Here is a 20,562-nt window from a genome sequence, read left to right on the forward strand (position 1 = left end):
GGGGAGCACGGCGGACAGCCACGACACCTCGCGGATCCGGAGACGAAACGTGACGGGCATGCTTGCAACCCTGCCGATCAGCCCGATCAAACAGGTCGCCGCCGACCACCGGCGCATCCCGGTGGAACTCGGCCCGCGCAGCTACCCGGTCGACATCGGCGCCGGCGTCCGCCGGACCCTGCCCGACGTCGTGGCCCGTGTCGGAGCGAGGCGGGCCGTCATCGTGTCCGCCCGTCCCCTCGACGCCGTGCCCGACCCGGGCGTACCGGCGCTGCGGCTGCCCGCCCGCGACGGCGAGGCGGACAAGACGCTCGCCAACGTCGAGGCACTGTGCAGCCGGTTCGCGGACTTCGGGCTGACCCGGTCGGACGTCGTCATCTCCTGCGGCGGCGGGACGACCACCGACGTCGTGGGGCTCGCCGCCGCGCTCTACCACCGCGGCGTCGCCGTCGTGCACCTGCCGACCTCGCTGCTCGCCCAGGTCGACGCGAGCGTCGGCGGGAAGACCGCGGTGAACCTGCCCGCCGGCAAGAACCTGGTCGGCGCCTACTGGCAGCCCAGCGCCGTCCTCTGCGACACCGACTACCTGACGACCCTGCCCCGCCGGGAATGGATCAACGGCTACGGCGAGATCGCGCGAGCCCACTTCATCGGGGCACCCGGGCTGCTCGGCCGGCCGGTCGCCGAGCAGATCGCGGCCAGCGTGGCACTCAAGGCCGGGGTCGTCGCCCGCGACGAGCGGGACTCGCACCTGCGCCACATCCTCAACTACGGGCACACCCTCGGGCACGCCCTGGAACGCGCCACCGACTACGCGCTCCGCCACGGCGAGGCCGTCGCCGTCGGCACCGTGTTCGCCGGCCGGCTCGCCGGGGCGCTCGGCCGGATCGGGCCGGAGCGGGTTCGCGAACACCTCGACGTCGTGCAGGGCTACGGTCTGCCCGCCGCCCTGCCCGCCGGGGTGGAGCCCGCCGAGCTCGTCGCCGTGATGCGGCTGGACAAGAAGTCGACGAACGCCGGGCTGACCTTCGTCCTCGACGGCGCGGACGGCCCGGAACTCGTGCCCGACGTCGACGAGGAGCTGGTGCTGGCGGCGCTCGCCGCGATGCCCCGCGAGGATCCGGCGTGACGACCCCGACGATCACGACCCCGACGTCGCTGCCGGTGAGCGGCACCACCCGGCTGTACGCCGTCATCGGCGACCCGGTCGCCCAGGTGCAGGCGCCGGCGCTGCTCAACCCGCTGTTCGCCCGGCTCGCGATCGACGCCGTCCTCGTCCCGGTGCACGCTCGACCGGCGGACTTCGCCACCGTCCTGCGCGGGCTCGCGGCCACCGGGAACCTCGACGGCGTTCTCGTCACGATCCCGCACAAGGTCGCCGCCTGCACCCTGGCCACCGAGCACAGCCCCGCCGCGCGGATCAGCGGCAGCGCCAACGTGCTGCGCCGGCTGCCCGGCGGCGGCTGGCTGGCCGACAACTTCGACGGGGCCGGATTCGTCCGCGGGCTGACCGCCGCCGGTCATCCCGTGCGCGGCACGCGGGTCGCGCTCATGGGCGCCGGCGGGGCCGGCAGCGCCATCGCGGTCGCGCTGCTCGACGCCGGCTGTGGGCTGCTGTCGCTCTACGACCCGGACCGGGCGAAGTGCGCGGACCTGCTCGCCAGACTGGACGAGCGCTGGCCGGGTCGGGCCGTCGCCGGGCCCGAACCGGCGCTGCGCGACGCGGACCTTGCGGTGAACGCCACCCCGCTCGGTCTGCGCCCCGGCGACCCGCTGCCCTTCCCGCCCGACGCACTGCCGGCGGGGTGCGTCGTCGCCGACATCATCATGAAGCCGCCGCGGACCCGGCTGCTGGACGCGGCCGGGGCCCTCGGGCTGCCGACCCATCCGGGCATCCACATGCTCGCCCATCAGCTCGACCTGTACCGGTCATTCTTCCAACTCGGCCCGGCGGACCGCACCTGACGGACCCGGGAGGCTCCGCATGCACACCCTCGCCCCGCCGGTGACATCCGGCGTTCTGGGCATCGACATCGGCGGGACCAAGGTCGCGCTGCGCATCGAACCGGCCCGCACCCCCACCCCCACCACCCCCATCACCGCCGCGGGCTCGGTCCAGGTCGGCGTCCCCGGCGGCGTCGACGCTCCCGACGGCACGCGCTCGCCGGTCGAGGCGACGTTTCGCTGGGCGCCGTCGGCGAGTGCCACGCGGGACCTCGACGATCTCGCCACCCACGTCGCCGCCCTGCGGGTGAGGTGGGCCGGGTCGGTGGCTGCGGTCGGAGTCGCGATGCCCGCGACTCTCGACGCTGCCGGCCGGGTGACGACCTGGCCGGGCCGGCCGAGCTGGACGGGACTGGCACTGGCCGACGCGCTGCGGGACCTCGTGCCGGGAGCGATCGTCGCCTGCGCGGACGACGGCGACCTCGCCGCGCTCGCGGAGGCGCACGCGGTCGGCTGCCCGGACCTGGTGTACCTGGGCCTCGGCACGGGCGTCGGCGGCGGGATCGTGCTGGACGGCCAGCCCTGCCCGCGGCTCGGCCGCGGCTCGGCCGAGATCGGGCATCTGGTGATCTCCGCGGGGGGCCCGCCGTGCACCTGCGGGCGGCAGGGCTGCGTGCAGGCCACGGCCAGCGGCCCCGCCACCCTGCGCCGAGCGGCCCGTTACCGCGACGGCGAGGTCGGCGTACCCGGAGACGGCCTGGGCGGGGACGGCCTGGGCGGTGTCAGCGGGGACGGCGGTGTCAGCGGGGACGGCGGTGTCAGCGGGGACGGCGGTGTCAGCGGGGACGGCGGATCGGCGGCCCGCGCGGAGGTGACCTTCGCCGAGCTACGCGCGGCCTGGCTCGCGGGGACCGGCTGGGCGGTACGGGCGGTGCGGGAAAGCGCGCAGGCGGCCGCCGTGGCCGTGGTCGGGCTGACCGAGCTGCTCCATCCGACGATGGCGGTGGTCGGCGGCGGTTTCGCCGATGGACTGCCCGGGTTCGCCCAGGCCGTCGACGAGCGGGCCCGCGAGCTCGGCCGCCCGGGTCATCCGCCCGCGCCGGTGCGGGCCGCGACGCTCGGCGGCCTGTCGTCCCTGTCGGGCGCGATCCTGCTGGCACGCCGGGCGTCCTGACCGGACCCGCCGGTCCGCGGGTTCAGTCGCGCGCGAGCAGACTCCCGACCCCGTGGGCCGCGGTCACCATCGTCGGCGGTTCGGCCGGCAGATCCCCGCCGGCGCCGGCGTCTCCGAGCAGCGCCAGCAGCTCTGCGGGACGGTGCAGCACGGCGTCCGGGCGGGCCGCGAGCAGCTCGACGCCGTCCGTCTCGCCCCACAGCGCGGCGACCGCCATGACGCCGGCGGCGCGGGCGCTGTCGATGTCCGCGACCGCGTCACCGAGCATCATCGCGTCGTCCGGCGCCGCTCCCAGCAGGTCGAGCGCGCGCAGCACGATGTCCGGGGCGGGTTTCGGCCGCGGGATCTCGTCGGAGCCGATGACGTGGTCGAACAACGACAGCACGCCGAGCTCTCCGAGCAGGTGGCGGGCCCGCGGGCCGGACTTCCCCGTGGCGACCGCCAGCCCATGGCCACGGGCGCGCAGCCGGCGCAGCATCTCCTCCACGCCGTCGAAGAGAACCACCTCATGGGCGAGCCGATAGCTCTCCCGCACGAACGGCTCCTCCATCGCCAGCGGCAGGTTCATGATCCGCATGATGTCCGGGAAGTAGCGGCCGAGGTGGCGGTTGTACTCCTCGAACGGCGGCTCGCCGGGACCGACGACCTCCGCGTAGGCGATCGTGAACGCCTGGCGCATCACGCCGAAGCTGTCGACGAGCACGCCGTCAAGATCGAAAATCACTGTCTGCCGGTGCGCGCAGCCGGCCATCGGCCGGCCCCTCGGTTCCGTTCCCACATGCCCCCCCGGGCTCGACGACGAGAACAACGGTGCTTCAGATGCGGGACATCATGAGCCCGCGCGGACGAGCTGCGGCGTCGGGCGGTGCGAGCGCGCCGAATCGTAGAGGCGCTCGATGGCCGCGATCGTCGGGCGGACCTCGGCGATCGCCCGCCCCCGGGAGGCCGGGTCAGCCAGCATCGCCGGCAGTTCGTCGAGCTGGCGGCGGTACTCGGTCCCGATCGGCTCGTCGGGCAGCGGCACCGCGGTCGTCTGCCCGGCCCGGGTCAGGGACAGGACCGAACGATCCTGCCGGTTCGGCCCGAAGCCGAAGGTGCAGCGCAGCGAGGCGGTGCCGGCGGCCCCCTCGACGTTGATCGCGGTGAGGTCGCGGGCCTCGTGCGAGGCCCAGCTCGCCCGCAACGACACCGAGGTCCCGTTCTCGGTCACCAGGAATCCGCGCGCCGTGTCCTCGACGTCCCCGCCCCCGCCCCCGGGGGAAGCCGCCTGCTCGCCGTGCCGCCAGGACGCCGCCCACGCACCGTCGCTGACGAAGTCGTCGGACGTCGTCCCGACCACCTGGTGGAACTCGACGCTGCCGAGCAGGGGGGTGAGGGTGTCCAGCAGATGCCAGCCGAGGTCGACCAGCGCGCCACCGCCGGACTGCTCCCGGCGGGTGAACCAGCCGCCCGCGTCGGGGATGCCGCGGGCGCGGATCCAGGCGAGGTCGACGTGGCGGATCGCGCCGAGCTCAGTGGCAACCTCGTAGAGCCGGCTGACGTCGGCTCGGTACCGTGCGGCGCTACCGGCCAGCAAGGTGACGTCGCCGGCCCGTTCGGCCGCGGCGAGCCGATCCGCCTCCGCCGAGCTCAGGCAGACCGGCTTCTCCAGGAAGACCGGGATGCCGGCGGTCAGCAGCCGCTCGGCGATGTCGGCGTGCCGATGGTTGGGCACCGCCACGACGGCGAGGTCGAACCGGGCCGGGCCGAGCTCGGCGACGTCGGCCAGCAGCTCCAGGTCCGGGTGCGCGGCGGCCACCGTGGCGCGGGCGGCGGGATCGGGATCGACCGCCGCAGCCACCGCGAACCGGGGGTGCTCGCGCAGCCGGGGCAGCCAGATGGACCGGCCGGCCCAGCCCAACCCGACGACGGCGACCCGCACCGGCGCCGCCGCCGTCACTGCGCCGCCAGGGTGTCGGCCACGACCGCCGCAACCTCGTGCATCTGCTCCTCGGTGCCCAGCAGTGTCCGGTGATGCAGCCAGACGCCGTCCGCGCTCAGCGCCTCGGTGTTGGGGCACCGCCGCGCGATGTCGTCGATGGATTCCGCCGGAGCGCCGGTCTCCCAGAACCCGTTGGAGCGGTAGATCGCCCGGAAGGCGGCGAAGGCGGGCAGGCCCCGCTCGACGAGCGCATCCACGAAAGCGTTGCGCCGCTGCTCGCTGAATCCGGGAAGGCGGAACATCGCCATGTAGTGCGGATTCCGGTCACAGCGTTCGTCGCGGGTCTGCGGCACGACGCCGGGAATGGCCGCGAGGGCGTCGGCGAGCACCGGCCACCGCTGCTCGCGGGTGTCGATCTGGCCGGCCAGGCGGCCGAGCTGGGCGCGCAGGACCGAGGCGGAGAACTCGTTGAGCCGGAAGTTCGACCCGGAGGTCTGGTGGAAGTACCGGCGATCGGTGCGGGGCCGTCCGCAGCTATGCCGCAGAAACGCGATCTCGTGCAGTTCCGAATCCGGGAAGGTGACGGCGCCACCCTCGCCCGCGGTCATCAGCTTGCCGTTCTGGAAGCTGAACGCCGCCACCGAGCCGAGCTCACCGACCTTTCGCCCCTGCCACTGGGCGCCGTGCGCATGGGCGGCGTCCTGGATCAGCGGGACGCCGGTGTCAGCGGACAGCTTCGCCAGGGCGTCCATGTCAGAAACCTGACCGGCCATGTGCACCGGCATGATCGCCTTGGTGCGGGGAGTGACCGCGGCCGCCGCCGCCGCCGGATCGATGCAGTAGGTATCCAGGTCGACGTCGACCGGCACGGCGACCGCGCCGAGACGCTGCGCGGCCTGGGATGAGGAGATGAACGTGAACGCCGGAACGATGACCTCGGTTCCCGGGCCCACGCCCAGCACCTGGAGGGCGAGCTCGAGGGCGTGGGTGCCATTCGTGACGGCGAGCGCATAGTCGGCGCCGTGATAGTCGGCGAATTCCCGCTCGAAGCTGTCGACCTCGCTGCCGCCCATGCGCCACCACTGACCCTGCTCCAAGGCTCGGATCAGTCCGGAGCGCTCCTCGTCGGAGTACTGCGGCCAGGCCGGCAACTCCGGTGCGCGTCGCACTACACCGCTCATGGTCCCCACCCTTTTCTTACGTGACGATAAGGTTCGCGCAAGGATCTCGGCCCGGCTACGGTTCATTACCGTTAGCTGCCCGAAGAATCTACGCGAGAGGTGCGCGACGGACGGTACTCCAACGCCCCCGACTCGCCTGTCGTCCCCCAGACGGGACTACAGGTTGACCAACGGGAGAGCAATCGACACGCCACGGCGGCACTACCATCGCGCCCAATCGTGTCGCATATGGGCCGATATAGTCCGATCGATGACCGCGCCATAGCTGCGATATCGTCCACTGGACGCCGGCCGACCAGGCCGGTCGGCACCGGTGTCGGCACGAGTGATGAGGTCTGGTGAGCACGCTTCTTCTGGTGAACGGCCCGAACCTGGGCATACTCGGTCGGCGGCAGCCGGAGGTGTACGGCACGGCCACTCTGGCCGACATTGAATCCGCCGTCACCGCCCGGATCGCTGATCGCGGCTGGAAACTGGTCTCCGTCCAAAGGGAATCCGAGGGCGAACTGATCCACGCGATTCAGGATAACTACGACTCGGTCGGCGCAATCGTCAACCCCGGGGCGCTCATGATGTACGGCTGGAGCCTGCGGGACGCACTCGCGAACTACCCGAATCCGTGGATCGAGGTGCATCTGTCGAATGTCTGGGCGCGGGAGTCCTTCCGGCACGAGTCGATTCTGTCAGCGTTGGCCCGCGGGGTGATCGTCGGCCTCGGCCCGCTGGGCTACGAGCTCGCCGCCCAGGCACTGCTCGACCTGGTGCCCTCCTCGTCCGACTGATCCGGCTCAGCCGACCGGGCGGCCCGCCGCTGCGGCCCGCCGCTGCGGCCCGCCGCCGCGGTCCGCGAACCGATCCTCGGCCAGTCCTGGCCGCGGTACCGCCCGCTGTCACGAACCACCCTCGCCGTCAGTCCGCGGCCAGTGCCCGGGCGGCCGCGTCGGCGACGGCCGGGGTCAGGCGCGGATGGTCGACGGGCGGCAGCAGCCCGCCGGGCGGGGTCAGGTCGACCAGCGCCTGGACGGCGGCCAGCCGCGCCTGTGCGTTGATCGGTCGGTGGGTGCGCACCGCCGCGCGCAACAGGCCGGGCAGGGCATGCAGCGGGCGCGGACCCGAGGTGGCCGAGGCCAGCGGCGGGGGCGTCTCGGGCCGGGTCCGCAGCACGGGCACCTGCTCCGGCGGCGAGGCCAGGCCGATGAGGTCGACGAGGAGATCGAGGTGGGCCGCGAGCCGGTGCAGCGGTTGGATCCCGTAGGCGAGCGGGTCGTAGAGGGTGAGATCCCGGATCCCCGCGGCGAGGAGCAGGCCGGCGAGATCGCCGCCGCGGGCGGGGTCCACGACGGCGACGCGGGCCGACTGCGGCCGCAGTCCCCGGCCGCGCAGGTGAGTGAGGACGGCGGCGGTGGCGGCGACGGCCAGGCCGTCGTTGACGGTGTCGAGCAGCGGCGTGGCGCTCGGCCGCTGCGCGGCGCGGACCGCGTCGATGTGGCTGACGTGCGTGTGGACCAGCACCGTGGCGGCGAATCCAGGCGCGAGCATGCCGATCGCCCGGCCAAGGTCCGCGGCATCCCGCGCCGCGATGGGCATCGGGATGACGTCGAGACCGGTCGCCCGGTGCAGGTGGACCGCCTGGGANTCCACCGCTGGCAGGGCCGCCTCGGCAGCGAGCGGCTCGAAGTCCAGCACGGCGCTGGCGTCGGAGAGCAGCGCCACCCGGCGGGGTCGCCCGGTGAACAGGTCGGTGTGGGTCGGGTGGGTGGCCAGGTGGCGGATCACCCGCCGGTCCGCGTCCGCGTCGAGGAGCGCGAGATCGTGCCCCGTGGTCACCGACGCGCACAGGGACTGGGTGAGCTTGCCCGTCGACGCGACGACGAAGACCGGGTCCTCGGTCTGCAGCAGGTCGGCACCGAGGCGGTTACGCAGAGCGCTCAGGAGCCACGTCAGCGTCGGGCCGCTGTCGGCGTCGAGCGTGATCCGGCGGCCGGCCGGGTCCGGCTCGTCCGCGTAACAGGTGATCGTGCCGGGACCTGCGGCGATAACCGCGTCGATGTCGGCCCGCGCTCCGCGCGGCACCCGGATCGTGACGCTGTATGCCGGATTGGCCGCGGTGGCCGGCCCGGACCCGCTGGCCTCGCCCTGGCCTGGTACCCGCCCTGTCACGAGCCACTCTCCATGATCGTCCCACCCGGGACGGAGCCGGTGGACCGGTCCGGTCCGGCGACGCGGAGACGCCGCGCCATCGCTGGGCCCGCCACCGCCGCGGCGACGCTCCACCGCCCGCACGAGCGGATTGTGCGCGCTTCCGACAGCCGGCCGATTTTCTCACCGATACCCAGATCCTGACCCGAGCGGCGTCGGACGCGCCACCTGCGTGAGCACGTTCCGGCGGCCCGACCCAGGCGCCCGCCGCCGCCCACGCCGTTGGCCGGCGAGGCGGCGGGTGCGTTGCGTCACACCGCCTCCCGCGGGGGCGGCCAGACCCGGAAACTCCCTGCGCGGTAAGGGAACGTGCCCCAGGGGAGGCTCGTACAGCATCTACGCAGAACCGGGCGAAGTCGCGCCTGGTGGTCTCGGCTCGTGTACCTGCACCTATCACGCCCAGTGACGGAACCCGGCCGGTAGCGGCGCGGGCGCTGGCTAAGGCGGGTGCCTGATGGCCGCGGGCGGTACCGCCATGGTGGACGGTCCGGTTGTGGTGCCGTCGGCGGCAGGACGGGATGTGGCGGTCACTCTCGTCACCGTGATCATGGTTGTGGTCGTCGGTCTGACCTTCGCCTTCGGGTTCGGCAACGTGTTTCAGCTCGGGCTGCGTCTGGGAGTGCCGATCTGGGTCGCGCCACTGGTGGCCCCGGCGGTCGACTTGTCCGTGGTGGGCCTTTTGCTGGGGACGCGGCAGCTGGCGGTGCAAGGCGCGCCGCCGGAGCTGCTGCATCCGGCACGGCGACTGCTGGTGTTCTCCAGTGTGGTCACACTGGCGCTCAATGTAGCAGAGCCAGTGATCGCAGGAGACTACGGAAAGGCCGCGTTCGACGCGGTCGGCCCGGCTTTGCTGATCGGCTGGTCTGAAGTTGGCCCGGGGTTGTTGCGCGCGATGCGCCACCCCACCACCTTCCACCCCGTAGCGCAGGACGCGACTATCTCTGAGTCCGCGTCCCGGCCGGAGACCGGTGGGGCAGCGGTGTTCACCGCCGTGTCTGCGCCATCCGGAGGCGAGAGCCCTCGGGCCGAGGTGGTGGCGGTTCCTGGGCAGCGTGCTCCCGAACGGCCGAGCGCCGTGGTCCTCGATGGCTCGCTGTTGGAGCGGGCGCGGCGGGAGGATGCCCGCTACTGGGAGGAGCACCGTCGTCCGATCTCCTCGGATGAGCTGCGCAAGCGCCTGAAGGTCGGCTCGAAGCGGGCTCGGGCCCTGGTCACGCAGCTACGCACCGAGGCCCACCGGGTGTTGGAAGAACACGCCCCCACCGCCGACCTGCCCGAGGTCGGTACGGCCGCGCTCGCGTCGGATGCCGACGACGGGGCCGCCGACGGGTTGCTGGCGGCGGTCGGGCCGGATGACGACATGGTTGATCTCGGTCCGGTGGAACCGGCCGGGCCGGGTGTGCTGGCCGCGGTCGGATGACGGCCCCGCCCCGACGGGCGGGACGGGGGCGGACCTCGTGTGCTGGCGTGGCGGGCGGCTGGTCCGGGCGGGGACACGTCAGCCCGCTCGCCCCCGGCCGGTCCCGGCTGTCTGCCCGTTCTGCCTGTCTGTTCAGCTACCTCCGCTCGCATGATCAGCCCTTTGGGAGATCCTCGACGTGATCACGAATCCTCCGCAGCAGACCTACCTCGGCCGCCGTACCTACACGCGACCCGCCGCCCGCGTCGTGTCCAGCAGTGAGCACCAGCTGTGGCTGGTCCGCCACCTCACCCCCCGGGACCGGTGGATCACCCGGATGATCCACGAGCACCGGGTGCTGACCACCCACCAGATCGTCGAACTCGGCTGGGTCACCCGCCGGTCGGCGAACCTGCGCCTGCTGGAGCTCTACCGCTGGCGGATCCTCGACCGCTTCCAGCCGCTCGCGGTCAGCGGCCTGTCGCCCATGCACTACGTCCTCGACGTCGCCGGAGCGGCGGTGCTGGCCCACGAGGATGGCCTGGACCCGAAGAAGATCGGCTACCAGCATGACCGGGCCATGGGCATCGCCCACTCCCTGCACCTGGCACATCGGGTCGCGGTCAACGGAATGTTCACCCGGCTGGTCCACCACGCCCGCCAGCCCGACGCCACGGGCCGGCTGGCGGCCTGGTGGTCGGAGGAACGCTGCGCCCGGTCGTTCGGGGACATCGTGCGGCCCGACGCGTACGGCCAGTGGGCGCAGGGCCGCGCCGAGGTCGAATGGTTTCTCGAACTGGACTTCGGCACCGAAGCGCTCCGCCGCCTCACCTTCAAGATCGACGCCTATGATCGGCTCGCCAAGGCGACCAACATCCACACGCCGGTCCTGATCTGGACCACCACCCTGCGCCGCGAAGCCCGCCTCCGTGAGGTCCTCACGGAGGCGCTGCGCAACCTTAATGACCCGGCGCGGGTACCGGTCGCGACGACGGCCGCGGACCTAGCCGAACCCGACCAGCATCTGGACGCCACCCTGACCCGCTGGCTACCCCTCACCCCGGCGGCTACCGGTCGCCTCAGCCTGGGCCAACTGGCCGGCCTCTGGCCTCCCACCGCCAAGCCCCTGACCGACAGCTCGGCAGCCGACAGCGACCTCGGGCGTCCGACACGGCTCCACCCACCCCACCCGATGCCACCCACGGGTCCTGATCCCCAGCAGCGCGCGGCCTGACCGCAGCCCCGCATGGCCCGAAGGGGTCCTGCCACCAGGGCGCCGCACCAGGTGGCAGGACCCCTCGGCTTGAACGGGCATGGCTGCCGTGACCGGCGGACCGGTCCGCACGGGTCTACGGCCCGCCCGGTGCCGCGGCGATGGACACCGACGACGGCCGGGGGGTCTGTCTCGCCAGCGTCGCCCGGGGCCGGTCAGGAGCCATTGACTGCGGGGAGGATGCCAGCAGCGAGTCCGGCGACGACAGAGGCGGCGCGCGCAGATCTCTGGCGTCCGATCCGGCGTAACGGCCACGAAGACAGACTCCAGCTCGCTATGCTACCGAAAGCATCCTTTTGATGGCATAGGGTATTCGGCGCGCAATGCCGGTCGAAGCTGCGCCCGCTGCTCCATGTCCGATGCACCGGATGCTTCCGTGCGCGACGAGCACCGTGGGGATGCGAAATGGCCCGGCCTTCGGATGGCGATCTTCTGGACCTGTCGGGGTGCGCGCAGCTTCTGGGAGTTCCCCGCTGGCGGTTGTGGTGGCTGGCGCGTACGGGGCGTTTCGCGGAAGCCCGGAGCGTTCAGGACGGCGGCTCGTCCTGGACCAGAGCGAGCGTCTACTCCTGGGCAGCGGATCCCGCTGTGGGGCTGGCCGCGTAGGTACCCGTGCGACACTGGCCCGCCGCACAGGCGCCAGCGTCCTACCTTGGCGGACGGGAGGTCGCTGACGGTTCGGCGATCGCGCTGCGGTGGCGGACTGCCGCGGGTGTGCTTGCGATGGTGTGGCCGCTGTCCGGTCAGACCTTTCGCTTCCGGCACGTCGGAAGCGAGCTTCGCGATGCAGCTGGCATTGCCGTGGTGGAGTGGGACTTCGGGGTGACCGGGCCCGCGGTGACGGATGTCGGCGGGGGCGGTCGGGGCGAGATCGGGTGGCCGACCTTGGCGAAGGTCATTGGGTGTCCTCTTCCCTACTGGCCGAGCTCGTTGCGGATCGGCCGGCTCATGCTGGGCTGGTCGCCGGGCCAGGAGACAGTGACGACGCCGGTGAAACTGCCGCTCGACACGGCGGCCCTGCTCCGGCTGGCGGCCAGCTATGAGGACGGCCACCCCGCGGCGCGGACGTTGCTGAATCTCGCCCAGACCTGCCAGCACCGCGAGACCGAGTCCACAGAACAGATCCTGAAGATCCTCGCCACGACAGCGGACGAGGACACTGTCGTGGTCGCGGCCCGTCCGCTGGCGGTCCCGCCAGCGGACACCGACGATCTCGACGTTCACCAGCGACGGGCCGGCTGGCTCGATGTGCTCAGCCGCCAGGACACCCTCGCTGCCGACTGCCTGCGTGCACTGATGAGCTGGGACAACGGAGAGGATCTTCCATACGGAAGCATCGAGGAAGCCGACCCGGCCGCCCGCTGGTGGCTGAATGGGCGGGACGGCTCAAGCCGTCTCCCCGCGCCGCCGCGTTCGAGATCTTCGGCCGCGACGGGGTCGTGTTCATCGATCCGGAGACCGACGCGCCCGCGCTGCGGAGCGTCACCGAAGACGGCGAGCGGATCTTCCTCGCGAGTCCCCAGCGGCTTCCCACGACCAGCCCGCTGGTGGAGCTAATTCTGGACGAGCCGATCTGGGTCCGAACCGCGGACGGGACCCTCTATCCCGCACCCCAGGACGCCCAGTACGGACTGAGCTGGGGCTACGCGGGCACCGGTCCTGGCTGCCTCGCGGAGTTGATCGATCGGCTTCTGGACGACATCACCGCACCCGGTGCCGACCTGTCCCAGTCTCCGCCGGAGCCTCTTGTCCAGCTGACCGCCCTCAAGCTCCCACACGGGACTGTCCTCACCCGCGCGCAGCTCGAAGCGGCTCGTGCCGGCTCCTGGCTCCCCGACGTCGCCGATGCCGAGGATGGTCAAATTTGAAACCAGCTGGGGCGAGGGCCGGCTTCCGCCGAGGGCGGGCGGTGCGCCGGCGGGGTCCTGACGGAGCCAGGCGGCGGCGCAGCGGCCCGCATGGGGAAGACCCAACCGACCGACGCCCACCACTGGCACCGTGCTGGCAGGCTCGACGAGATGCTCGATCCTTCGTCCTACTCATCGTCGTCCTCGTGGGTCAGCCTTGCTGGAACGGCGCTCGGCCTGCACGGTGCGGGCGCGGCATCGGTCGGCGGGGCCGGCGTTACGTGTCGGTGCGTTTCAGGAGGTAGGGAAGCTCCCTGACGGTCTCTTCGACGATGCCGTGGACCTGGGTGTTCAACTCGACTGCGGGGGCGTTCGGGTCAAGCTCTGCGAGCCGGTTCTGAATGGTCATGCTGTCCAGGAGGGCGACGAGCTCGGCCCCGACTTTGCCCGCCGCGTTGACGAGAGCCATGACGAGGCGGGTACCGGGCAGGCCCTCCCCNGCGGGNGGGNGCGGGCTGTAGGTAGCCACCACGCGCGGGCCGGACGGCATGCCGGGTTCGGGGCGGGCCGCTGAGGTGACGGTGGCGCTCGCGCTGTCGGTCACCGGTGCGGAGTCGTTGGCGCGCACCTGTGGGAAGTTCACCCGGGCCTGGATGGTCGTGGGCGCCGGATAGACGCCGTCCGGGTTGGTTCTTTTGCCCGCAGGGAGGTCGGGCGCCGCCACCCACTGCGACGTCCGGCCCGCGACCGCGTTCGCCAGTTCTCGGCTGAAGATCTCTGCGGTGTGGTCGTCGGTCACGAAGCTGATGGGAACATCAACTGTGCGGCCCGCGGCGAGGTCGAGTGCGACCCGGTGGGCGTCGTCGCGGATGCCGCCAGTCACGGTTTGGTTGTCCGGGTCGGGTACCCACAGGCCGAGGCGCTGGCGGAGGTAGGGCACGTGGACGCCGAGGGCATCGGCGATCGACTTCACCCGCTCCTCGGGGACCGCGTTCTTCTCGTTCTCATAGTTCGACACTTGGGTCTGGTGGACGCCGATCCTCTCGGCGAGTTGGCGGGCGGACAGACCCCGGGCATGTCGCGCCGCACGTAGCCAGGCCCCTCCGGTCAGCGTGGGGTCGACAGCAGGTCCAGCGGGGATCGCCATGCGAAGAGTGTTGCACATGAAGCGACGTTCTGGCCATGCCCAGACCGGGCGTTGAGGACGAGCATGACCCATATTTGACGAGTCATTCACATGAAGGTAAGACTATCGTGCATGCTGATCGGTGCAACCGAGGTGTGGCAGGGCTCGGCCAGGCAAGCGCGTGCCCGTTGGGCCGCACGGAAGTTCAACCTGCGGGAGCGTGCTCGCCAGCTCGAATTGTGTGAGGGGGACCTCGGCCTGATCGCGTACGGCCAGGCCGACGCCGACTACGAGCCTGGTGTCGCGCTCGTTGAGGCGCTGCACTCGTTGATCGACGAGAGGTGGTCGTGCCGGAATGACCGGTCGAATGAGATCCGCCGCCAGGGCGTCACAGGCCCCTGACGCTGAGGGCACACATGGATCTCACACTGGTCGCGGGTATCGCGGCCCCGGCTACAGGCATGGTCGGCTGGTGCGCCTGGATGAAGGTGCGCCTGGAACGCGAGCGCACCCGACAGCGCCTGAACGACGGACTCCTCGCGCTGGGTAAGTGCGAGATTGATCGCGGTGAGCACGTCACGGTCGAGCTGGCGAAGGCGCTCCGAGACGAGCAGGTCGATGACCCCATGCCTGGCATCACGGGCCGGTTCGCGCCGGGCCAGCGACAAGGGCGGCGTGCGCGCGCGAGCTGAAGCGAGAGCTACCCCCTGCGCTCTGCTCCTGCTCCTGCGCCTCGGACCGGACAGGCGGCGGGCTCTGACCCCTCCTCGCCGGGCGTGCGCGCCCGGCGTGTCGCGCTTAGACCTTTCCGCGATCTCGGCCACCGGCACGCGGCCTCGCCAGGAATGCGTCGACGGGTGGCGTGGCGATGTCCTCGGCAATGTTCGGCGCCAGTCGTCGGCGAGGCCGCGGGCAGAGGCGTAGAACATGGTCATGGCGACGGCGGTCGTCGGATCCGCGGTGAGCGCTGCGGGACGCTCGGCCTCGGCGTGGGCGGTATCGGACGTTCGCATCGCCCGGCGGGGCGAGCTGCCCACCCCTGGCCAGGCCAGATACACCCGGCCCATACCACCTGTGATTCATTGGCGCGGTGACCTCACCCGCGCCGCCGTCATACACCTCGGTGAGCCTTACGCTGCGGCCGTCCCGCGTGGTCATCGTGATCGACGGAGGCGAGTACTGGAGCTACTGGGCGCGCCGCGCGCTCTACCGGGCGAGCCGCATCTGGGGCGGCGGTGACTTCGTCGTCGTCCCCCACGAGAACGGCCAGGTCGACCCGACTCTGCTACGGGGGTGCCAGGCATACGACCCGGACTTCGTCGTGACCTACCACCCAACCGTCGAAGACATCGAGCACTTCAGGTCGGGATCGATTCCGATCAACGGCCAGGACGGAACTCCGCTCGAAGGCGACGAGCGAGCACGGTTTCTCGATCAGATACGCACCGAAGAGGTCCGCTCGCCGGCCGACGAGACGGCCCGCGAGGAGATCGCGTCTGTCTGCTCGGTCTACCGCGCGCGGGGCGACGAGTCGATCACCTCGATCGGGGAAGAGGGATCCGGGCACTTCACGGACATCGGCGACATCCCAGATACGTGGTCTGGCTCGGTGCTGGCCTGTCCCGCGCGCTGGGGTGGCCTGGCCGGGGCGGCTACAGCGCTGCACCTGGGGGTGGCGCAACCGCCCGAGCGCGACGCGGTGGAGCCAGAACTCGACCCGTCGACCCGGCACCGGCTGACCGGGCGGCTCCTCGATCTCAACCACGCCACACCGCCCCAGGTGTTGATCTGGCACCCCGGCGCCGCCCTGAGCGTTGACCCGCAGACTCTGATCACCGCGCGTGAGCGGACGACGGCCCATCTCGCAGCGATCTCGGGCGGCGGTTTCGGTAACGGCACCGGCCTTCTGGTACTTGGTGACACGGCGAACGACTTCGCGCTCGCGTGCCTGTGGCAGCGGACCTTCGGAACCGCGTACTGGCTTCCCTCGGTCCTGGGCATCGACGAGGCCAAACTCCCCGATCTCCTCGGAGGGGCGCTCACCGACGTCAGGCTGACGCTCGACCGCTCCTCGACCAGCCTCGTGATCACCTCGATCTCACGATCAGATGACGACCTCGCGGCGGCCCGCGAACGCATCGACGAGGCCAGGCCCCAGTTCGCGCTCTGGGGGCCCGAAGACGTGCACCGTTCTGGGCAAGAGGAGCCAGAGCCGCCCTTCGAGCCGATGTCCACACCGCCGCTGGTGATCGTCCCCGGAGCCGAGCTGTCCTGGCGCCAGCCCGCCTCGACCAGCCTCGCGGTAGACGACCATTGGGAGATCTCCACGCCGGTCCCGGTGACCGTCGACGCGACCGGCACGACGACCATGTCCGCGCCACTTCCGCCGCCGACGCTCGCCGGATCACCGTTGAGCGTCGTCACCAAGTTGAACTGGCACGTGGACGTCCGCTGGTCCGAGGGACGCGCCGTTCGCAGGCGAGGAACCGCGGGCCACGAACTGCTGGTGGATCCCACCTGGTTCCCGGCTACCCTTGCGCGCAGTAGCCGGCACGGCACGTCCTACCAGGCAGGGCGCTTCGACTTCGTCGCAGCCGGGATCCGGCCCGAGAACCGGCTCACCAGGCCAAGGCTGCGCGATCTGAGCCTCGAAGCCTGGATCGCCGCAGCGTGCAGACAGTACGACATGACCGCGAAGGCCAGCGATGCTGGACTGCGGGCAGGACTGCTCGCGGCCATGCTCGGGGGGCGCAAGGAATACGCCGACTTCTTCGGCGGGGCTCTCCTGCCCGCGCTGCGAGCCATGCGACCCGAAGGGGACGGCAGCCGCGGGGCCTATCCAGACGGCGACGGTGTGAAGATCGCCTCTGGCGAAGGTGTCCTCGGCTTCGTTGGCATATGCCGCTGCGTGCCCACCCTGACCTCGACGGAGGTCCGCCTCCGCCTCGATGTGGCTCTGCGCGCCGGCGTGCTGCGGCGCGGACTTGTGCTCGGATGCGCGACCTGCGGACGCGTGCAGTTCCAGACCGTCGACCGGCTCGGCCAGCTATGGACCTGCCTGCGCTGCGACGCGCACAACGACCTCAACCAGCCCGCCTGGCGCCACCCGGACGACGAGCCGGGCTGGTACTACGACCTGCATCCCGCCGGCCGCGAACTACTCGCCCAGCACGGCGACACCGTCGCCCTGCTCTCCGCTCACCTGCGAGGACGCGCGGTGGGCGGGATCTTCGACGACGTGGAGGAGGTCGAGGTTGCCTCCGCCGGCAAGCCCGAGGCCGAACTCGACCTCGTCGCCTACCACGACGACCTTCTCACTGTCGCGGAGTGCAAGAGCTCCACCGCGAGCCTCACCAAGAGGCAACTCGGTATCGAGGTGGCGAAGAAGTGCATGGCCGCCGCGATGCTGCGAGCAGACCAGATACTGTTCGCTACAGAAGATCCAGAATGGTCGGAATCCCAGCAGGGATGGATCCAAGACGCGGTCAACCGGTTCCGTCGGTGGAGTCCCGCCGGACGACCTAAGATCATCATAGTGGCCGGCCTCGGGACCGACAGCGTGCAAGAACAGGATCTCTGATCAACCGTCCTGCTTCGACGGGTCACTCGCGAACACCCCGCAGGGCTGGCAGCCGGCAGCGGACGCGAGATCGCGCGGTGCTTGTCGACGGTCTCTGAACTCGCTACCGAAGCCACCCGGCGGCGGACGGTTCGGCCGTCACAGCCGACGTACCAGGGATGAAGGCGCGAATCCCTACGCCGCCAGTCGGACGAATTCCTATGCCGCCGTGGACGGCCGGGGGCGGCCAGCGCGCCGCATCGGAAGTAACACGCCGGTTCGGCCACGGGTTCGGGCCGCTCGGCCTCGGCGCGGCGGTCCGCGTCGCGTTTCCGCTGCCTGTGATCCCGATGGGTGCGGGTCCGGACTGCGCTCTGGGGCGGCGGCGGACGGTTCGGCCGTCACGGCCGCCGTATCTGGGTGAGGGCAACGAAGCCGGCACCATGTCGCGCCCGCCGCCCCGGGGCGGGGGAGGTTTCGGCGCCGGCTGCGGACGGTCGGGCCGGCCAACGCGCCGCATCGGAGGTAGCGGCCGATACCGGCTTGGCGGCGGGCCGCTCGGCCTGGCCATGGCGGTCCGCGCGGCGTTTCCGGAGGCTGGTTATGGCGGTTCCGTCTGGATCNAAAATNAAACCGCCGTAGCCAAACGAGCGAGGGACGCCTACCCCGCGCTCGACAAACGGCAGCTCGCACTGTGCGCCGCCTGGGCATGCCTCGGCCGCGCCCGCGCCTCGCGGGGCAACAGCCCAGCACGCTGGCGCCGAACAGCTGCCCGCCTGAAAGCCCGAAGATGATGATGACCGCACCGTCCGCAAGGCCGCCGTGCCAGCCGAGAGAACCGGTCCCGTTCCGCGGTCGCCGCCCGACTGTTCCGTGCCCGATTGCGACAGAGCCCTGCTGCACTGGCGCCGCGCAGGCGGCCGAGGCGCCCGATCTGCCGCCTGTGACATGCCACCCACAGACTCGCCTCGCCCTGGCCCCTGGCCATCGCCGCCGGGTTCGGAGGCGAATGTCGTAGCGCCGACCAGCGCGGCATTGAGACCCGATTAGGGGCCCTGGACCGGGATGCGCCTGCGAGGAAAGCGAGGCCTCGTCCTCGTTGAAAGCACCGTGACGAGGCCCTCCGCTCTGGCGGCAGTCAGTGCCGAGCTGACGACGAACGTCCGAGCCCAAGCATAATCGCTCTCGCTGTGCGTGGTCCCTGGCTGACCCGACATCATGTAGTATCCATCGCTGTCCCTCTCGATGTGTGGCGCGATGGCGTAGAGGCGCGCGTAGTCCGCGTAGCTGATACCGAGCGAGACGATTTGCATGGCTTCCTGAAGCTCTCCCACGCACTCAACCAGACTTTCGACGGCCCCTTCGAGGTCGTCGTGCCCGGTGTCGCTTGGGACAGCCATCGAGCCCACATTCCCGCCGAAATTGAGGGTCCCGATGCGGGAATTTCCGGCGACGATATAGCGTCTCACCAGCTGGTCGAATCCGTAGAGCAGCCACCCCAGCGCGGTCGCGAGGTCCCCCTGTCGTGCGCAGTCGTCCGCTAGGCGAAGATAGCTCTTAACGTCGTCCTGGGGGACAATGTCGATCAAGTCAATCGAGGCGAAGGTGAGGCCGAAAATAAGCTCCGTTGCTTCTGTGAAAAACGCTGTTACGGCAACCGACGATCGCTCGATGCTGTCCTTCGAGGGCAGCACTCCGTAGTGCTTGAGAGTCCGTCTTATCTCGTTCAGATTGCCCATTCCGACCTTACCTGGGAGGTCTGCTCCCGCGGGCATCGCCGGCTTGATCTGATTCCAGTAGTCCATGAAATTGACGTTGCTGGGCAGGTTTCTTTGCAGATGATCGGCGGCGAGTCGCAGGAATAGTTCGGCTGCGTCATGCCAGGACAAGACCGAGGTAGAGGAAGCCGGCTCGGGCTGTGCTGCTTGGCTAAGGCCTAGCTCGTACAGGTAGCGAATGAACGCGAGCCGTTCCAGGGTATGTGGCGTAGGTCGCGTCGGTATCACCGGTCCCCCGAGTTGTCCGCATTCGGTCTGGTACGTCCAGATAGATCTTCGCCTGGTCCCCTCGGGCGCGCAACGAAATTCCTGCGCGAGTGATGACCTTGGTCGACACAGAAGCGTCCCCATGCGTCGGGAACGGGCTAGCGGCGTTCCTGATCGTCGGTGACTGCCCTGGTCGTGGAGGGAACCCGACACGGCGGCGAGAAAGCGGCATGTGGCATGGCGGCTGCGCAGGACGACGACCTGGGCAGCCCCGGCATGCTCGGCGATCAGGGCGCAGATGCGGGGACCTCGTCCGGCGGTAGCTGACGATGTAGCGATGAAGTCCCAGGTGATCCGGTTGTGGACGCCGATCGTCTGGTGCTGGCCGCGGCCGTGCCGGAGCCGGCATTGCAGGATTCGCCGCAGGCGGGCTGAGGCGGGCAGGTCCAGGAAGTTGAGCGTGTCGGGGGCTTGGAACCTGATGGGCAGGGCGGCGGCGTAGTTCCCGTCGATGATCCACCAGGGGGCGGTGGCGAGGTCGGGTTGCAGATCGGCAAACGTGTCCTTGCCGAGTGGCTTCCAGGCCGCGTCGTCGTACGGGGCGTCCAGATGTACGGCTCGATGCCAAGCGCGGCCCCGAGCGCGCGGGCGAGGTGGGACTTCCCGCTTCCCCGCAGCCCACGATCGCAATTCGATCCACAGCGACTGATCCTGACGACGAGCGGTGGGCACCCGAGGCGACCGGCAGGCGGGTGCGTCTGGTCCGGCACGGCGTCGATGGTGACGCGCGCGGACCCGGGCCGCGCGGCCCGCCGCCGGCGAATGATCATGACGGGTGATGTCATCCGGGGTGGTCCGGGGTGGCGGCGGACGGTCGGGCTGACTGAGCGGCCATATCAGGGGGACGGTGAAATGCGTCGCCGTGTGGCGCAGGGGCGTGGATCGTCGGACGGT

General features: G+C 70.9%; 15 protein-coding genes and 3 pseudogenes. 10 read left to right on the forward strand and 8 right to left on the reverse strand.

Features of this window, described 5'->3' with window-relative positions:
* Positions 1-58 precede the first annotated feature (58 nt).
* Genes FF36_RS21970 through FF36_RS21980 form a run of 3 tightly spaced genes read left to right on the forward strand, consistent with a single transcriptional unit; the run spans position 59 to position 3,118 of the window.
* Positions 59-1,129 (forward strand): 3-dehydroquinate synthase family protein, encoded by a 1,071-nt coding sequence (locus tag FF36_RS21970; RefSeq protein WP_044887031.1) that lies wholly within the window; start codon positions 59-61, stop codon positions 1,127-1,129.
* A complete protein-coding gene (locus tag FF36_RS21975) occupies positions 1,126-1,965 on the forward strand; it encodes a shikimate dehydrogenase family protein (protein WP_236705525.1) in 840 nt (279 codons plus the stop codon). Before FF36_RS21970 ends, FF36_RS21975 begins: the two co-directional genes overlap by 4 nt.
* A 19-nt stretch (positions 1,966-1,984) precedes the next feature.
* Positions 1,985-3,118 (forward strand): ROK family protein, encoded by a 1,134-nt coding sequence (locus FF36_RS21980; protein ID WP_044887032.1) that lies wholly within the window; start codon positions 1,985-1,987, stop codon positions 3,116-3,118.
* A gap of 22 nt (positions 3,119-3,140) precedes the next feature.
* Here FF36_RS21980 and FF36_RS21985 read toward each other — a convergent pair whose 3' ends face one another.
* The 3 genes from FF36_RS21985 to FF36_RS21995 all read right to left on the reverse strand — a co-directional run bounded on the left by FF36_RS21985 (position 3,141) and on the right by FF36_RS21995 (position 6,220).
* Positions 3,141-3,869 (reverse strand): HAD-IA family hydrolase, encoded by a 729-nt coding sequence (locus tag FF36_RS21985; protein WP_044887033.1) that lies wholly within the window; start codon positions 3,867-3,869, stop codon positions 3,141-3,143.
* Between the two features lie 78 nt (positions 3,870-3,947).
* Positions 3,948-5,057 (reverse strand): Gfo/Idh/MocA family protein, encoded by a 1,110-nt coding sequence (locus tag FF36_RS21990; RefSeq protein ID WP_063870350.1) that lies wholly within the window; start codon positions 5,055-5,057, stop codon positions 3,948-3,950.
* Positions 5,054-6,220: a DegT/DnrJ/EryC1/StrS family aminotransferase gene (locus FF36_RS21995; RefSeq protein WP_044887034.1), complete on the reverse strand. Its 1,167-nt coding sequence runs from the start codon at positions 6,218-6,220 to the stop codon at positions 5,054-5,056. Before FF36_RS21995 ends, FF36_RS21990 begins: the two co-directional genes overlap by 4 nt.
* 338 nt (positions 6,221-6,558) lie before the next feature.
* On the opposite strand from FF36_RS21995, the gene FF36_RS22000 reads away from it, so the two are divergent.
* The gene (locus FF36_RS22000) at positions 6,559-7,002 is read left to right on the forward strand and encodes a type II 3-dehydroquinate dehydratase (RefSeq protein ID WP_044887035.1); all 444 of its coding nucleotides are present in this window, start codon (positions 6,559-6,561) and stop codon (positions 7,000-7,002) included.
* 127 nt (positions 7,003-7,129) lie between these two features.
* Here the strand turns inward: FF36_RS22000 and FF36_RS38705 are convergent.
* Positions 7,130-7,855 (reverse strand): annotated as a pseudogene (locus tag FF36_RS38705) (malic enzyme-like protein); the annotation flags it as partial.
* A 1-nt stretch (position 7,856) separates the two neighbouring features.
* A pseudogene (locus tag FF36_RS38710) lies at positions 7,857-8,380 on the reverse strand (malic enzyme-like protein); the annotation flags it as partial.
* Positions 8,381-8,873: 493 nt separating this feature from the next.
* Here FF36_RS38710 and FF36_RS22010 point away from each other — a divergent pair.
* From FF36_RS22010 to FF36_RS22020, 3 genes are all read left to right on the forward strand, one after another.
* Positions 8,874-9,839 carry a hypothetical protein gene (locus tag FF36_RS22010; protein WP_242422728.1) on the forward strand — a complete coding sequence of 322 codons (966 nt, stop codon included), beginning with the start codon at positions 8,874-8,876 and terminating at the stop codon, positions 9,837-9,839.
* Positions 9,840-10,017: 178 nt separating this feature from the next.
* On the forward strand, positions 10,018-11,052 hold the full coding sequence (locus FF36_RS22015) for a replication-relaxation family protein (protein ID WP_044887037.1): 1,035 nt from the start codon (positions 10,018-10,020) through the stop codon (positions 11,050-11,052).
* Positions 11,053-12,455: 1,403 nt separating this feature from the next.
* Entirely contained in the window at positions 12,456-12,959 is a 504-nt protein-coding gene (locus tag FF36_RS22020) for a hypothetical protein (RefSeq protein WP_044887038.1), read from the forward strand.
* Positions 12,960-13,215: 256 nt separating this feature from the next.
* Here the strand turns inward: FF36_RS22020 and FF36_RS36435 are convergent.
* Both FF36_RS36435 and FF36_RS41040 read right to left on the reverse strand, forming a co-directional pair.
* Positions 13,216-13,437, reverse strand: a 222-nt coding sequence (locus tag FF36_RS36435) for a hypothetical protein (protein ID WP_206778470.1), incomplete at its 5' end; no start/stop codon positions are given.
* 11 nt (positions 13,438-13,448) lie between these two features.
* Positions 13,449-14,157: pseudogene (locus FF36_RS41040) on the reverse strand (helix-turn-helix domain-containing protein); the annotation flags it as partial.
* A gap of 39 nt (positions 14,158-14,196) precedes the next feature.
* Between FF36_RS41040 and FF36_RS22030 the strand changes: the two are divergent.
* The 3 genes from FF36_RS22030 to FF36_RS22040 all read left to right on the forward strand — a co-directional run bounded on the left by FF36_RS22030 (position 14,197) and on the right by FF36_RS22040 (position 17,644).
* Positions 14,197-14,466, forward strand: coding sequence for a hypothetical protein (locus FF36_RS22030; protein WP_044887039.1), 270 nt, complete (start codon positions 14,197-14,199; stop codon positions 14,464-14,466).
* Positions 14,467-14,480: 14 nt separating this feature from the next.
* Positions 14,481-14,756, forward strand: a complete 276-nt coding sequence (locus FF36_RS22035) for a hypothetical protein (RefSeq protein WP_044887040.1) — start codon at positions 14,481-14,483, stop codon at positions 14,754-14,756.
* 467 nt (positions 14,757-15,223) lie between these two features.
* Positions 15,224-17,644 carry a hypothetical protein gene (locus FF36_RS22040; protein WP_157871733.1) on the forward strand — a complete coding sequence of 807 codons (2,421 nt, stop codon included), beginning with the start codon at positions 15,224-15,226 and terminating at the stop codon, positions 17,642-17,644.
* 1,025 nt (positions 17,645-18,669) lie between these two features.
* On the opposite strand, the gene FF36_RS36100 is transcribed toward FF36_RS22040, so the two are convergent.
* The gene (locus FF36_RS36100) at positions 18,670-20,340 is read right to left on the reverse strand and encodes a P-loop NTPase family protein (protein ID WP_199865462.1); all 1,671 of its coding nucleotides are present in this window, start codon (positions 20,338-20,340) and stop codon (positions 18,670-18,672) included.
* Positions 20,341-20,562 lie beyond the last annotated feature (222 nt).

It is taken from the genome of Frankia torreyi, from assembly GCF_000948395.1.
Lineage (GTDB): Bacteria > Actinomycetota > Actinomycetes > Frankiales > Frankiaceae > Frankia > Frankia torreyi.